Origin of the sequence: Paraburkholderia sp. CNPSo 3076 (assembly GCF_026343935.1) — a bacterium.
Taxonomy (GTDB): domain Bacteria; phylum Pseudomonadota; class Gammaproteobacteria; order Burkholderiales; family Burkholderiaceae; genus Paraburkholderia; species Paraburkholderia nodosa.
Genome location: NZ_JAPMAL010000071.1, coordinates 1 through 13,413 on the forward strand (window position 1 = coordinate 1; position 13,413 = coordinate 13,413).

General features: G+C 57.1%; 12 protein-coding genes and 1 pseudogene. 10 read left to right on the plus strand and 3 right to left on the minus strand.

Annotation, left to right across the window (positions count from 1 at the left end; translation table 11 throughout):
• Both M3A49_RS40685 and M3A49_RS40690 read left to right on the plus strand, forming a co-directional pair.
• Positions 1–542 (plus strand): transposase (locus tag M3A49_RS40685; RefSeq protein ID WP_266233806.1); only part of this gene is annotated, 542 nt, incomplete at its 5' end.
• A gap of 238 nt (positions 543–780) precedes the next feature.
• Entirely contained in the window at positions 781–2,097 is a 1,317-nt protein-coding gene (locus tag M3A49_RS40690) for an IS701 family transposase (protein ID WP_266233807.1), read from the plus strand.
• 267 nt (positions 2,098–2,364) lie between these two features.
• Here M3A49_RS40690 and nifK read toward each other — a convergent pair whose 3' ends face one another.
• The 3 genes from nifK to nifH all read right to left on the minus strand — a co-directional run bounded on the left by nifK (position 2,365) and on the right by nifH (position 6,420).
• Positions 2,365–3,924: a nitrogenase molybdenum-iron protein subunit beta gene (gene nifK, locus M3A49_RS40695; RefSeq protein WP_133190985.1), complete on the minus strand. Its 1,560-nt coding sequence runs from the start codon at positions 3,922–3,924 to the stop codon at positions 2,365–2,367.
• 71 nt (positions 3,925–3,995) lie between these two features.
• Positions 3,996–5,459, minus strand: a complete 1,464-nt coding sequence (nifD, locus tag M3A49_RS40700) for a nitrogenase molybdenum-iron protein alpha chain (RefSeq protein ID WP_266233808.1) — start codon at positions 5,457–5,459, stop codon at positions 3,996–3,998.
• Between the two features lie 79 nt (positions 5,460–5,538).
• Positions 5,539–6,420: a nitrogenase iron protein gene (gene nifH, locus M3A49_RS40705; protein ID WP_266233809.1), complete on the minus strand. Its 882-nt coding sequence runs from the start codon at positions 6,418–6,420 to the stop codon at positions 5,539–5,541.
• Positions 6,421–6,865: 445 nt separating this feature from the next.
• Between nifH and M3A49_RS40710 the strand changes: the two genes are divergently transcribed.
• The 8 genes and pseudogenes from M3A49_RS40710 to M3A49_RS40745 all read left to right on the plus strand — a co-directional run.
• A complete protein-coding gene (locus tag M3A49_RS40710; protein ID WP_133190979.1) occupies positions 6,866–7,474 on the plus strand; it encodes a hypothetical protein in 609 nt (202 codons plus the stop codon).
• An 88-nt stretch (positions 7,475–7,562) separates the two neighbouring features.
• The gene (locus M3A49_RS40715; protein WP_266233810.1) at positions 7,563–8,144 is read left to right on the plus strand and encodes an ankyrin repeat domain-containing protein; all 582 of its coding nucleotides are present in this window, start codon (positions 7,563–7,565) and stop codon (positions 8,142–8,144) included.
• A 12-nt stretch (positions 8,145–8,156) separates the two neighbouring features.
• Positions 8,157–8,399, plus strand: a complete 243-nt coding sequence (locus M3A49_RS40720) for an FmdB family zinc ribbon protein (protein WP_266233811.1) — start codon at positions 8,157–8,159, stop codon at positions 8,397–8,399.
• Positions 8,396–8,842: a hypothetical protein gene (locus M3A49_RS40725; protein ID WP_266233815.1), complete on the plus strand. Its 447-nt coding sequence runs from the start codon at positions 8,396–8,398 to the stop codon at positions 8,840–8,842. Before M3A49_RS40720 ends, M3A49_RS40725 begins: the two co-directional genes overlap by 4 nt.
• Positions 8,814–9,230 (plus strand): transposase, encoded by a 417-nt coding sequence (locus M3A49_RS40730; protein ID WP_266233812.1) that lies wholly within the window; start codon positions 8,814–8,816, stop codon positions 9,228–9,230. The genes M3A49_RS40725 and M3A49_RS40730 overlap by 29 nt, the downstream gene beginning before the upstream one ends.
• Positions 9,231–9,544: 314 nt before the next feature.
• Entirely contained in the window at positions 9,545–11,341 is a 1,797-nt protein-coding gene (gene ltrA / locus M3A49_RS40735) for a group II intron reverse transcriptase/maturase (protein WP_266233813.1), read from the plus strand.
• Positions 11,342–11,402: 61 nt separating this feature from the next.
• Positions 11,403–12,503: an IS110 family transposase gene (locus tag M3A49_RS40740; RefSeq protein WP_266233814.1), complete on the plus strand. Its 1,101-nt coding sequence runs from the start codon at positions 11,403–11,405 to the stop codon at positions 12,501–12,503.
• Between the two features lie 334 nt (positions 12,504–12,837).
• Positions 12,838–13,062: pseudogene (locus M3A49_RS40745) on the plus strand (helix-turn-helix domain-containing protein); the annotation flags it as partial.
• Between the last annotated feature and the right edge of the window lie 351 nt (positions 13,063–13,413).

Genomic DNA, 13,413 nt, shown 5'->3' on the forward strand with positions numbered 1-13,413 from the left:
GCAACGAGACACATCAGTCAAGAACCGACCCAGATGCGCAGCTCTATCGCAAAGGCAAAACGGCCAGCGAATTGCGGTACATGGGCCATACGCTGACCGATAACCGGCACGGCCTGGTGGTCAACGCGCGCGTGACACGCGCCGACGGGCATGCCGAGCGCGAAGCGGCCAAGATCATGATCCACGACGCACGGCAAGCGGTGGAGGACCCGAACGTAGAAATTACGTTGGGTGCAGACAAGGGTTACGATGCCCAGGAATTCATCGAGGCGTGTCAACAGATGAAGGTCACACCGCACGTTGCGCAAAACACCTCGGGGCGGCGTTCGGCAGTGCCCGATACGATTGCCTCGAGCGCGGGCTACGCCATTTCGCAGCAAAAGCGCAAGTTGATCGAACAAGGTTTCGGCTGGGCCAAGACCGTGGGACGCATGCGCCAGGTGATGGTGCGCGGGTTGAAGAAGGTGGACCAGATGTTCGTGTTGAACATGGCAGCCTACAACCTCGTGCGCATGCGATCGCTGGCACAGTTCCGTCCATAGTGGCGGGCAAAAGGCGCCAATGAGGCCAGAAGTCGGCCTCACAGCGCTTTAAAAAGGTTGATTCGCGTTGAAATTGCACAATGCGAAAGATTTAGCGGCAGTGGGCGCGCAAATCGTGGAAGGCCGCTTCCCGTCGAGGGGTATTTCCGCAACCTGTTAGTACTACTGTGTCAGAAAAAACATCTGCAGCGAAACGATACCTGGTAGTATTGAATAATACATATTTCGGGCGATCGTGATGAGAGAAGATGTCGATGAATTTGACGAGTATCTGAATCATCTGGCGCAGGCGTTAGGGCACGCCGATCGCCATGCCGGCCTCAAGGGTTACTGTTCGGGCTTGGTGATGCCATTGTCACGCAAGAGCGTCGAGCCGATGGCCGCGCATATTGACCCACTTCACGCGAGTGCGAAACATCAGTCACTCCACCATTTTGTGGCCAAGGCAGAATGGTCTGACCGGGCGGTCCTGCAGCGGGTACGAGAATGGGTGATGCCCGCGTTAGGCCTGCACGCTGCTGAAGAGACTGGCTATTACTGGATTATTGACGACACGGGCTTCCCGAAGAAAGGCAAGCATTCGGTCGGCGTAGCGCGGCAATACTGCGGGCAATTGGGCAAACAGGATAACTGCCAGATCGCCGTGAGCCTGTCGATCGCGACGCAACGCGGCAGCCTGCCAATTGCCTGGCAGCTGTATGTCCCCAAGGAATGGATTGAAGACCGGGAGCGAGCGCGTCGTGCGGGCATCCCCGACGATCTCGCCTTCGAAACCAAGCCACAGATTGCGCTGGCCCAACTCCGCGAGGCTGTCGCATCCGGTATTGGACCGGGCATTGTGCTCGCCGATGCCGGGTACGGCGACGAAACCGCTTTTCGGGAAGGCGTAACTGAACTGGGTTTGTTGTATGCGGTAGGGATCCGGCCGGGCACCTCTGTATGGGCACACGGTACGGCGCCGCTTCCGCCCAAGCCCTGGAGCGGGCGCTACAAACCCCCGACATTGTTACGCCGCGCGCCCGGCCATGAACCGCTCGCAGTGAAGGAACTGGCTATGCAACTGCCCGCAAACGCCTGGCAGACCGTGACCTGGCGGGAAGGTAGCAACGCAGCACTTTCCTCACGCTTTGCCGCCGTGCGGGTCCGTCCCGCACATCGCGACAATTGGCGAAGTACCGTTCGCGACGAAGAATGGCTGCTCATTGAATGGCCTGCTGGCGATACGGAGCCGCTCAAATACTTTCTCACTACGGCCCCCGAAGAGGCGACCCTCGAGCAGCTCGTGTTCGTGACCAAAATGCGCTGGCGCATCGAGCGCGACTATCAGGACCTGAAGCAGGAGTTCGGGCTCGGTCATTATGAAGGACGAGGCTGGCGTGGCTTTCACCATCACGCCACACTGAGTATCGCTGCGTATGGGTTTCTGATGGCTCAACGACTCAGAATGCAATCAGGTGGACATGGTAAAAAAAACTTCCTTGAACGCGCGCTGCCTGCCCTTCCCTCGGATTACATCCCCCGGGGCAGTCCAGCGCGCTCAGCGCCACGTTCCTGATTCCATTACTACATTGCGCATCCTGCTTGGACAAGGGCTCATGCAACGATGGCTTTCTTGCTGTACGACAGTAGATCGCGCAGTTACTTATATGACACAGTAGTATTAGAGGATAGATGTGAATCGGACGACGGAGCGCGGCCATACCTGGGTGCTGTGGACAACTAGTCAAAAAGTCGTGCGGACCGCGCTCTGCCGAGCGGCCGCGCACGATCGCCCACGTCGAGGGGCTGGGCAAACCAAGCCTAGGCAACAACCATTCTGCCATCAGCGAACAATGTCATAACTGTAATCAGTCTTTGCAATATCGACCGTACTCGCATCGAGCCTTTCGAAGAATTCGTCCAGTAATGCCAATAGAACGCGCAATCCTCCCTCATACCCCCACGTCGGAAAACGGTGATAGTGGTGCCGGTCAAAAATCGGAAACACGAGTCGCACTAGCGGTGTCCCCGTATCACGCTCCAAGTACTTCCCATGAGTGTTGCCGATCAGGAAATCGACTGGTTCGGTAAATAGCAGCGAGCGCAGATGCCAGAGATCGCGCTTCGGATAGGCGTTGCATCCCGCACCGTACGGCGACGCGTCCAACAACGCCTTGACCTTCTCTGCCCAGCCGTCGTTACCGTTTGTCGACACAACATGCACCGGCTCTGCACCGAGCTCGAGCAGGAATCGCGTGTAACCTAGCATCTGATCGGGATCGCCGTAGAGTGCATAGCGTTTGCCATGGAGAATAGCCTGACTGTCCGCGATTGCATCAACGAGTTGCCCCCGCTCCCTTTCCAGTTCAGGTGGAATCGGTTGGCCCGTGACACGCGATATCTCCATGAGGAAATGGTCGGTACCAGCAACGCCGACTGGCGAATTAAGCACAATTACCTCTTGGCCGTGTTCCGCGATAAACTTCGCCGTCTTTTCGCAGCAATACTCCTGGAAAATGAACGTTGCTTTCGCATTCAGTGCACGTTCAACTTCTTCCTTCGTGGTCCCACCCTCATACATGCGGAATTCGCCATCCGTCGGTGTATTCCATGTGTCGGAAGGATCGCAGATGATGTTGACGCTCACGCCGAACAGATCGAAGATACGTCGAACCTCCTTGATGTTGCCCACCACGAAACCGTCAAAGCCACCGATAAAGTTTACGCTCTCATCCTGCACACGTATGAGTGGTGTTGCGGTACCGGCCTTGCCGTCCCAGAAGTGTTTGAGAATGCCCAGTAGAGCATTGTCGTAACCCGTCACGTGACTGCCGACAAACGCGGGCGTATGAGCGAACGGCACATCGTAGTCTTGCGGAACGCTCCCCTTCTGCTTACTATTCTTGATGAATGCATCGAGGTCGTCACCGATGACCTCTGCCATGCAGGTCGTGGATACGGCGATCATCTCGGGCTTATAAAGGTTGTATGCATTCGCCAGACCGTCGATCATATTATTGAGGCCCCCGAAGACCGCCGCGTCTTCGGTCATTGACGAACTCACGCACGACGTCGGCTCCTTGAAGTGCCGCGAAAAGTGTGAGCGATAATAGGCCACGCAGCCCTGAGAGCCGTGCACGAACGGCAGTGTTTTATGAAAGCCGTTTGCCACGAATACCGCCCCCAGAGGCTGGCAGGCCTTCGCTGGATTGATGGTTAGCGAGTCGCGCGCGAAGTTTTTCTGCTTGTAGTCTTCAGTCTTTGTCCATTCGGCAACCTCCCTCACTGCCTCATCAGGATGGTTGAACTCAAAATTTTGCTTCTTGTTGCGCAAAAGCGCCTGATATTCCGGCTCGCGAAAGAGCAGCTCGTGATCGAGAATGTTGTGGCTTGATTGGGGCATGACTCGCTCCTGAATCGATTTCCTGGAGAGCCTTCCGGCGACACGGCCGTATCGCCAACGGGCCGCCTGCTTCACGCTGCTTTTTTCCACGGCGCCTTGGAAAGAGTCCAGACAGGACTCGAAATTGCCATGTCCATGTCGCGCGCAAAGATCGCGAATCCGTCGTAGCCGTGGTACGGTCCTGAATAATCCCAACTGTGCATCTGGCGGAACGGAACACCCATCTTCTGAAAGACGTACTTTTCCTTGATTCCTGAACCGACGAGGTCCGGCCGCATGCGTTCGACGAATTGCTCGAATTCGTATCCGGTCACGTCGTCGTAAATTAGCGTGCCGTCGTGAATGTGATGTGTAGTGCGCTGATAGTCATCGTTGTGGGCAAACTCGTAGCCGGTGCCAACGACTTCCATGCCGAGGTCTTCGTACGCCCCGATGACGTGGCGCGGGCGAAGGCCGCCTACAAAGAGCATCACTTTCTTACCCTCGAGGCGTGGTTTATATCTCGCGATCACCGCATCCATCAGCGGGCGGTATTTGGCGATCACCTTCTCGGCATTGGTCTTGATCGTGTCGTCAAATCGGCACGCGATCTCTCTCAGGCTCCTTTCAATCATGGTAGGACCGAAAAAGTTGTATTCCAGCCAAGGAACACCATACTTCTCTTCCATATGCCGGCTGATGTAATTCATCGACCGGTAGCAGTGGAGCAGGTTAAGCTTTGAGCGCGGCGTATTCTCCAGTTCAGCGAGCGTACCATCGCCCGACCACTGCGCAATAACGCGCAAACCCATCTCCTCAAGGAGAATGCGGCTTGACCACGCGTCGCCAGCGATATTGTAGTCACCGATGATCGCAACGTCGTACGGAGTTGACTCGAGCGCGGAATGTTTATTCGGATCGACCCGGTCGAACACGCAATCGCGAATCGCATCGTTCGCGAGATGATGCCCAAGCGACTGCGATACGCCGCGAAATCCCTCGCAGCGTACGGGTACGATTGTGTGCCCGCCATACTGAGCGCTCTTCTTCTTCGAGACTGCCTCGATGTCATCGCCGATTAGACCGATCGGGCATTCGGTTTGAACCGATATGCCTCTGTTGAGCGGAAACAGCTCCTGAATCTCATCGACGATTTTGTCGAGTTTCTTGTCGCCACCGAACACGATGTCCTTCTCCTGAAAGTCAGAAGTGAACTGCATCGTCACAAACGTATCGACTCCGGTTGTTCCGACATAATAATTACGGCGCGAACCCCACGAATACTGGCCGCAGCCGACCGGTCCGTGACTGACGTGAATCATGTCCTTGATCGGTCCCCAGACCACGCCCTTCGAACCGGCATATGCGCAGCCGCGAATCGTCATCACACCAGGCAGCGACTTTATGTTGGACTTCACCCCACAGTCCGGCCTACCCTGCTCGAAAGTGCCCAAATGCTTGGCCCGCCGCTTCGCCATCTTTTCGGGGTAAGCTCGTAGCACTTCATCAATGAGAGCCTTGTTAGCTGCCTTACGTTCTTCAACCGTTTCGGTCATTGCATATCCATAAGTGGAGAAATATGATTGCCGGAATCGGTTGCCGTACGCCGCACGGCAACCGTCATCCCCGCAGCCGTCAGGCGGTCGGTTCAGCCGCTGTCTTGCCAACTTTCGACTCATCGACCTGCGCCATGATTCCTTTTTCCATCAGGAGATCTTCGAGTTGGTCCATCGTGATCGGCGTTGGGATCACGCCATTGCCAGCGTTGTTATGCACCTTCTCTGCAAGCGCGCGATACTGGGCGGCCTGTACACTCTCTGGCGCGTACTCAATCACCGTCATGCGGCGTAGTTCCGCATGCTGCACGATGTTGTCGCGCGGCACGAAGTGGATCAGACGTGTGCCGAGCATCGCTGCGAGCGATTCGGCAAGCTCGAGTTCCTTGTCGGTCTTGCGCTCGTTGCAAATGAGGCCGCCCAAACGCACACCACCGCTGTTGGCGTACTTGAGAATCCCTTTTGAGATATTGTTTGCAGCGTACATAGCCATCATCTCGCCTGACATCACGATATAAATCTCCTGTGCCTTGTTCTCGCGAATTGGCATTGCAAAGCCTCCGCACACCACGTCGCCCAGCACATCGTATGAGACGTAGTCCACTCCGTCGTAGGCGCCATTCTCCTCCAGGAAATTAATCGATGTAATCACACCGCGACCCGCGCAGCCGACACCTGGCTCAGGACCGCCCGACTCCACACAGCGTATGTCTTTGTAGCCAATCTTCATGACATCCTCGAGTTCGAGGTCCTCCACAGAGCCGGCTTCCGCCGCGAGAGAGAGAATTGTGTCCTGCGCCTTCGCATGCAGTATCAGCCGTGTCGAGTCTGCCTTCGGATCGCAGCCGACAATGAGGATCTTTTGCCCGAGGTCGCTGAGCGCCGCGAGCGTGTTTTGCGACGTGGTCGATTTTCCAATTCCGCCCTTTCCGTAGAAAGCGATCTGCCGAAGTTGAGCCATCGTGGTACTCCATTGAGATAGAAGGATTAAACCAAGGTTGCCAATCAAGGCTGCAAAGCCGCGATCATGTGCTCAGCGTGCAGTGTCCATATGATCTTCTTCTGTGGAGTCACGCATCGGCCGGATGGTGTCCGCGCGAATCGCTATAGAGCAGTTTCTATGCCAACGCTCCAGAGTCGTTGAAATGCTTTGCAAATCGCGCTTTCAGCAAGCGTGCCGGCATGCCGCCTACCGATGTTCGCAGCGTCGGCTTCCTGACAAACCGTGCGTTGTTGTCGCAAACCAGGTTTGCACCACCATTTTCGGCCCGCCTCGGTCAATGGCAGTGGACCAGCAAGAGAGGGATTGGTGGTACGGAAGTTGCAAGCGAAACCCCATGCTTCTCGACCAAATACGAACTGTCACTGCCATTTCACAAGCTATTCAAACTTGAGAGGAAAACCTAATGAACGATATGACTATCGACAAGGAACTTGACCAGACTGTTTTCGCCCGCTTGCAGCTCGAGGGCCGTTTACTCAATGCAGTGTTCAAGGGCCCCACCAGTACGCCTCGGCGCATCGGTTTTCGCGGCGAACTCGCGCTGCGCTTCGGACCGCAACTCGCTGACGAAGCCCGCCCGCCTGAGCTGTCTTGCGAGCAGGTCACCGCAGTGGCCGACCTCGGCGACCCGCATCTCTTATTTTTCGCGGGGTGGCTATTGAGTTTCGAACATCTGAAAGACGTCGCCGAAGTGTTGGGAGACGCACTCTCGCCAAACGGAAAGTACTTTCTGTTCTGCGACAACATCGATCTTTCGAGTCGCTATCAGGCGCACTATCAGGGCGCGGTATTCTATGTCCTGCCTATCGTGGAATCGACGGTCTACAACGAAACACTTGAGCTCCTGTATCTCGATAAGGCAGAGCTGAAGAAAAAGGACACCGCGGGAAAACTCGATGCGGTCGCCGACGCAGGGTCGAAGTTCGACTTGTGTTTCGATTCCATCAGTTACGCGCAGGGACTCGAACTGATGGGTCCAGTCCGTGATCCTAACGAAAACAGACCGGTTTAAGTTGTGTTTCGCCACGGTGCCTCCTCATGAGGACGCCCCATGCACGCAATCTATCACAACGCTCACGCAATCTAACTGGAGAATTTCCATGGCATTGCTAATCGATGCTGCCGCCCGTCGAAATGGGAACGGTCAAAGCCTCCCGCACGCTGATGAAGGTCGGCAAACTCGTGCACGTTCGTCAGTCGCTAGATGGCTGTCGGCGCACGACTTCCCGGATGCCCATTCCTGCAGCGTTGACGGCATAACGCCGCTGATGCTCGCGGCGATGCATGGGGAATACCGTATCGTCGCCGCGTTGCTCGACGAAGGTGCACCCGTCCGTGCGCTCGACGACAACGGAAACGATGCGCTATGGTACGCATGTCTATACGGAACACCCGAGCCGATTCTACTGTTGGTCAGTGCCGGTCTTAATGTCGATCATGCCAATGCGCACGACGTCACATGCCTGATGCAGGCAGCAGCCAGCGGCAGAGTCGACGTCATGTGGTTGCTAATATCCCTTGGTGCGAGTGACAGCTTGGTCGCGCCAGATGGGCGAACTGCTTTCGACATGGCCACGGATTTTGGACTACAGCTGCTGCTAACGGTAGACCGACTCAAAAACGCCATGCGCGAATCGTCGCGTTTCGCCGATGATGCTCCGTCGCACAACCTTGCGCATTGAGGAAAACGTCTCATGCCTCTTTACGACTATGTATGCCGCAACTGCAATTTACGGTTCGAGACACTCGTACGCGCCAATTCGTTGGCGTCCTGTCCGCGTTGCAGCGGTAATGCGCTGGATAAGGAGGTCAGCGCACCGTCCGCCCCTCCACGCAACAAGGCACTCATTACGGCAGCACGCCGCCAGGCCGCTCGTGAAGGGCATTTGAGCAATTATTCCGTGGCTGAGCGCGTACAATTATTGCATCGACCTTGAAGCGCCCCAAGGAGCTGGCGACTGTAATTCCATATCTGCCTAGCAAAAAGGTTAACTCCAAGGAAAATTATATGTCGACGCGGTCTATTTACCTCAGCATACAAGGATTCCCCGCTGTAAATCCCGGCAACGGCAAACAACTCGGTAGACTTGCAAACACAATTCAGTATGTGTCTTCTGTGTGTTTGGCCGGGATATTGACATGGACAATGCCCGCATACGCGCAGCGCGTGGATTCCCATATCGAATCATTTGACAGATTCATGGCTGACACGAGAGCTGCGTCCGCTCAGGATTTTATTGGTCGCTCTTGGCCCGAATCAGGGGCGTTTCTTGAGTCAGATCATCAACCCCCCGGCGTCATAGTAGTTGTCGCCTCTGAACTTTCTTATCAAGAAGAGTCAGAGGTGCAAGTTGAAGACGAAACAAACGTATTCTGTTGAGTTCAAGGAGCGGGCGCTGTCGAAGGTCCTGCAGCGCGGGAGCCGAACGGTTGGAGCCGTGGCTGACGAATTGAATGTGAACGTACTGACATTAAGGAATTGGATGAGAGGCACCACCGCCGCGAACCGGAGCTCGAGTTCTGGACATGCAGGACGTCCGGAAGACTGGTCGCTGGAAGAACGCCTGATGGCCTTGCACGAGAGCCACGGCCTGGTGGACGATGCATTGAACGGCTGGTGTCGGGAGCGCGGCCTGTTTGCGCATCATCTCGTGCAGTGCCATCCAATACCTCAACCGGTTTACGTCCGGCAGACGGCGACACGTGTCGCAAAGCATGGAACACGATATCACGCTATACGTCGGTCTGGACGTTCACGTGCGACCTGAAAGTCGCTTGAGTTTCTGTTTCACTGGAGAAGGTATGACCTGATGAAACCGGTTGTTCCATCAACCGTTCCCTACCCGGACATGCCGAGCCGGTAACAGCTCGGTGTGAAGCTCTGGGGACAACGTAGCCACCGGGCAACCGGTACGCCGAACCGCGAGGAGAGGCGGAATCTGCCAGCACGAAGCCGGAGAGGAGCAAGAGATGGGCGGGTACGACCAACATATGTGAACTTCCGATAAACGTCGTCACCAGTAGCAAGCCAAACGTGCTGACAGGCGTGGACCAAAACGGTACGCGGTGTGGAGTGGTCCTCGTGTACTGGGCCACCATGGACGACAAGCCGCCGGCGAATAGGAAGGGTCCGCCCCGCTCGGAAATTCATGCGGAACAGGGTAAGCCCATCGCGCTGCCGGCAACGGCAGGCGAACCGCAAGGAACGCTGTTGGCGCGGTGGGTAGAGGAGCGCGGAGAAAGCGAACGCCCGGCTGTAATGGTCGGGATACGGGCTGAGACATTGCCCGACGCGAAAGCGGGCAGACTTCCGCGTGGTCATTCATGGCGAGATAACCTTGACCAATCGTTATATGAGGGAAAGCAGATGACGGCAGTGGACGCGAAAGCGCCTGACGCTGGTGCGCCCTCGGGCGCTGCACAGATGTGGGACCGTGCAAAATGGCTTCACATCGAAGCAGAGGTGAAACGACTTCAGGCCCGTATCGCCAAGGCCGTCCGGGAAGGCCGATGGGGCAAGGTGAAAGCATTGCAACGTCTGCTGACCCGCTCGCATGGCGGCAAGATGCTCGCCGTCAAGCGTGTGACGGAGAATCGCGGCAAGAGAACGCCGGGGGTGGACGGCAGGGTCTGGTCATCACCGGCGGCCGGGTGGAAAGGAATGTTGTCGCTACGTCATCGAGGCTATCGAGCGATGCCGCTGCGGCGTGTCTACATTCCCAAGAGTAATGGAAAAAAGCGTCCGTTAGGAATCCCGTGTATGCGGTGCCGTGCGATGCAGGCTTTATGGAAGCTCGCTCTGGAACCCGTCGCGGAGACCCTGGCAGACGCCAATTCCTACGGCTTTCGGCCCGAACGCTCGACCGCCGATGCCATCGAACAGTGCTTCAACGTTCTGGCCAAACGTGCTTCGCCAGAATGGATTCTGGAGGGTGACATTCGAGGCTGTTTCGACAACTTCAGTCACTCCTGGTTTCTGGAGAACATACCGATGGATAAGGAGGTTCTGCGCAAGTGGCTTCAGGCCGGATATATCGATGAGGGAACCCTGTTCGAGTCCCAGGCGGGTACACCCCAAGGGGGTGTCATTTCGCCCGTGATCGCGAATATGGCGTTGGATGGGCTTGAAGCAGCAGTAGATGCAAGTGTGGGAACATCCACACTTGTCCGCAGAAAGGCTCAGCTCAACGTCGTCCGCTATGCCGATGACTTTGTGGTAACTGGCGTGTCGAAAGATGTGCTGGAATCCCGGGTGCTTCCGGCAGTCAGGCAGTTCATGGCGGATCGGGGTCTGGAACTCTCGGAAGAGAAAACCCGGATCACGAACATAGCGGCGGGTTTCGATTTCCTCGGCCAGAACGTGCGCAAGTACGACGGCAAGCTGCTGATCAAGCCAGCGAACAAGAGCATCAAGTCGCTGCTTGACAAGGCCAGGGGAATCATCAAGGACAGCGCGAGCGCCACGCAGGAGGCGTTGATACGCCAGCTTAACCCTGTGATCCGGGGATGGGCCCAGTATCACCGTCACGTCGTGTCGAAAGTGATTTTCTCCTCAATCGACTCACACATCTGGCGATGGCTCTGGAAATGGGCGAAGCGTCGACACCCCATGAAAGGAGCCCGGTGGGTCAGACAACGGTACTTCCGGCGCGACGGATACCGGTTCTGGGATTTTGCGACAAAGGGTTCAACCGAGGGTGACACCTGCGGCCTGCAACTCTTCCGCGCAGCAACGGTCGTGATTCAACGGCACGTCAAAATCCGGGGGCTGGCCAATCCGTTTGATCCGGCATGGGATCCCCACTTTGCCCGCCGTCGAACCGCGAAACGCTCCGCCAGGTTGCCCGGTGCCACCCATGGTGCTGAAGCAATGGCTTGAGCCGGATGCGGGGTGACCCGCACGTCCGGTTCTCAGGGGGCGGCGGCGCAGTGATGCGCCGCTGCTACCCGACAAAGACTCGATCACGATCGCGTACGCGTTCGGTTCGGGCGAGGTCGAACTGCTTGGCAGGATCGGGACGACGCAGACCGACATCGATCGCCTGTGCAAACGCCTGCAGTCCAAAGCACACCGCATACGCATCGTCTATGAAGCTGGTCCGTGCGGCTATGGGCTCTACCGCCAACTCGTGCAGAAGGGATTTGAATGCATGGTGTGCGCACCGTCACTGATTCCCAGAAAGCCCGGCGAGCGCGTCAAGACCGACCGGCGCGACGCCGTCAAGCTCGTGCGGTTGCTCCGCACCGGCGACCTGTCGGCCGTGTACGTGCCCACCGTACACGATGAAGCGTTCCGTGATCTGGCACGTGCGTGGGTCAGCGCCAAAGACGATATGAAGCGTGCACGACAACGCCTTAAGTCCTTCCTGCTCTCACATGGCGTGCGCTATGTGGGCCGTGCCGACTGGAGGGCCGCGCACCGTCGCTGGATAAGCGCGTTTTCATTCGACAACCTTTGGCAGCAACTCGCGCTCGACGAGCTTCGGCGTACGATTGAGGACCGCCTCGCGCAATGCGAGCGTCTCGAAGCCGCCCTGCGCGAGGCGGTCCTCAACTGGCGCTTCTATCCTGCCGTGCTGGCCCTGCAGACAATGCGCGGTGTGCAGTTCACTACGGCCGTGGGCATACTCGCCGAGCTAGGCGATCTCTCGCGCTTCGCGCACCCGCGCCAGCTGATGGCCTGGCTAGGCGTTACCCCGTCAGAACATTCCTCCGGCAACAAACGGCGCCAAGGCAGCATCACCAAGACGGGTAACAGCTATGCAAGAAAGTTGCTAGTCGAGGCCGCCTGGAGTTACCGGCACCTAGCACGTGTCAGCCCCGAGATCCAGCGGCGACATGAAGGCATCCCCAAGCCCATCGTCGATCGCGCCTGGGACGCGCAGGTGCGACTGTGCCGGCGTTATCGCAAACTCGTCGCCCGTGGCAACGAGAAGAACATTGCGGTGGTCGCCGTCGCCCGCGAACTCAGCGGGTTCATCTGGGACATCAGCCTACTGGCGATGTCGCTCGCTGTACCGCGCGAGGTGCAAGCGGCGTAATGCAACACCTGAACCCACTTGACCTCACCCTAACCACTGGAGGAAGAGTTTCCTGAAGGCGGCGTAGCCCGGCACGCGAGTAACCCGCGAGTGGACTACGCAACGGACAACATCCGATTTGCGAGCCTAGATAGCGGCAGGCTCGTCGGGCGGACCTCTGTAATGCGGTAGCCAACCCGCGAATATCAGTGTGACCCACCGTCGAGATTTACTGCTACGTCGCCCTCAGGAAATTCACATGACATGTACTCGAGAAGCTGAAAACCGATCTCCATTGACACGTGAAGTCATATCAGTCCATTGAACCAATGAAATTGCACTGATCTAATAGTGCATGGGCAAAATGAATCTGAGTGAGACCGAGCGCGAAGAACTAATGTCGATGCAGCGCAGCCGCACGATGGCCGTTGGGCAGGTAAGGCGTGCGCGGTTGATCTTGCTACTCGACGAAGGTACCTCGCGTGCGGCGATCATGGCCGAATTGCGTTGCGATTCGCGTTTCATCACAACGTGGCAAATGCGTTTCACCAGTGAGCGTTTGGCTGGCCTGTACGGCAAAGGTGGCCTCATTCGTTCGGACAGGATCCGCGAGTTTTTAAGTGGAATCGCAGAGTGGGCGGCGACAATTAGCTTGGCCGGTCGTTGACGTTGGTTTTGGCCGGTGGTGAGGAGTCGGAGGCGGCGTAGCCGCCGGAGGCGACGAACCACCGGCGGCGCCGCGTCGGCGGGGAAATAGGATGGCTGATCGATTCTTAAAGAAGAAGCGGTCAGCACATGTCTGGAACCCGCATCACCGACCAACAGGTTCGCCTCTACATGAACAAGCGCAAACACCATCCGCAGGAAGTCGCGGCCGCCAAGGCAGGAATAAGCGTGCGCAGCGCACGCCGCATCGAGCGTGACGCGACGT

Excerpts from the sequence above, each read along its gene's own strand:
- M3A49_RS40690 (WP_266233807.1), top strand. The coding sequence starts at position 781 with ATGAGAGAAGATGTCGATGAATTTGACGAGTATCTGAATCATCTGGCG.
- nifK (WP_133190985.1), bottom strand. The coding sequence starts at position 3,924 with ATGCCCCAATCAAGCCACAACATTCTCGATCACGAGCTGCTCTTTCGC.
- nifD (WP_266233808.1), bottom strand. The coding sequence starts at position 5,459 with ATGACCGAAACGGTTGAAGAACGTAAGGCAGCTAACAAGGCTCTCATT.
- nifH (WP_266233809.1), bottom strand. The coding sequence starts at position 6,420 with ATGGCTCAACTTCGGCAGATCGCTTTCTACGGAAAGGGCGGAATTGGA.
- M3A49_RS40710 (WP_133190979.1), top strand. The coding sequence starts at position 6,866 with ATGAACGATATGACTATCGACAAGGAACTTGACCAGACTGTTTTCGCC.
- M3A49_RS40715 (WP_266233810.1), top strand. The coding sequence starts at position 7,563 with ATGGCATTGCTAATCGATGCTGCCGCCCGTCGAAATGGGAACGGTCAA.
- M3A49_RS40720 (WP_266233811.1), top strand. The coding sequence starts at position 8,157 with ATGCCTCTTTACGACTATGTATGCCGCAACTGCAATTTACGGTTCGAG.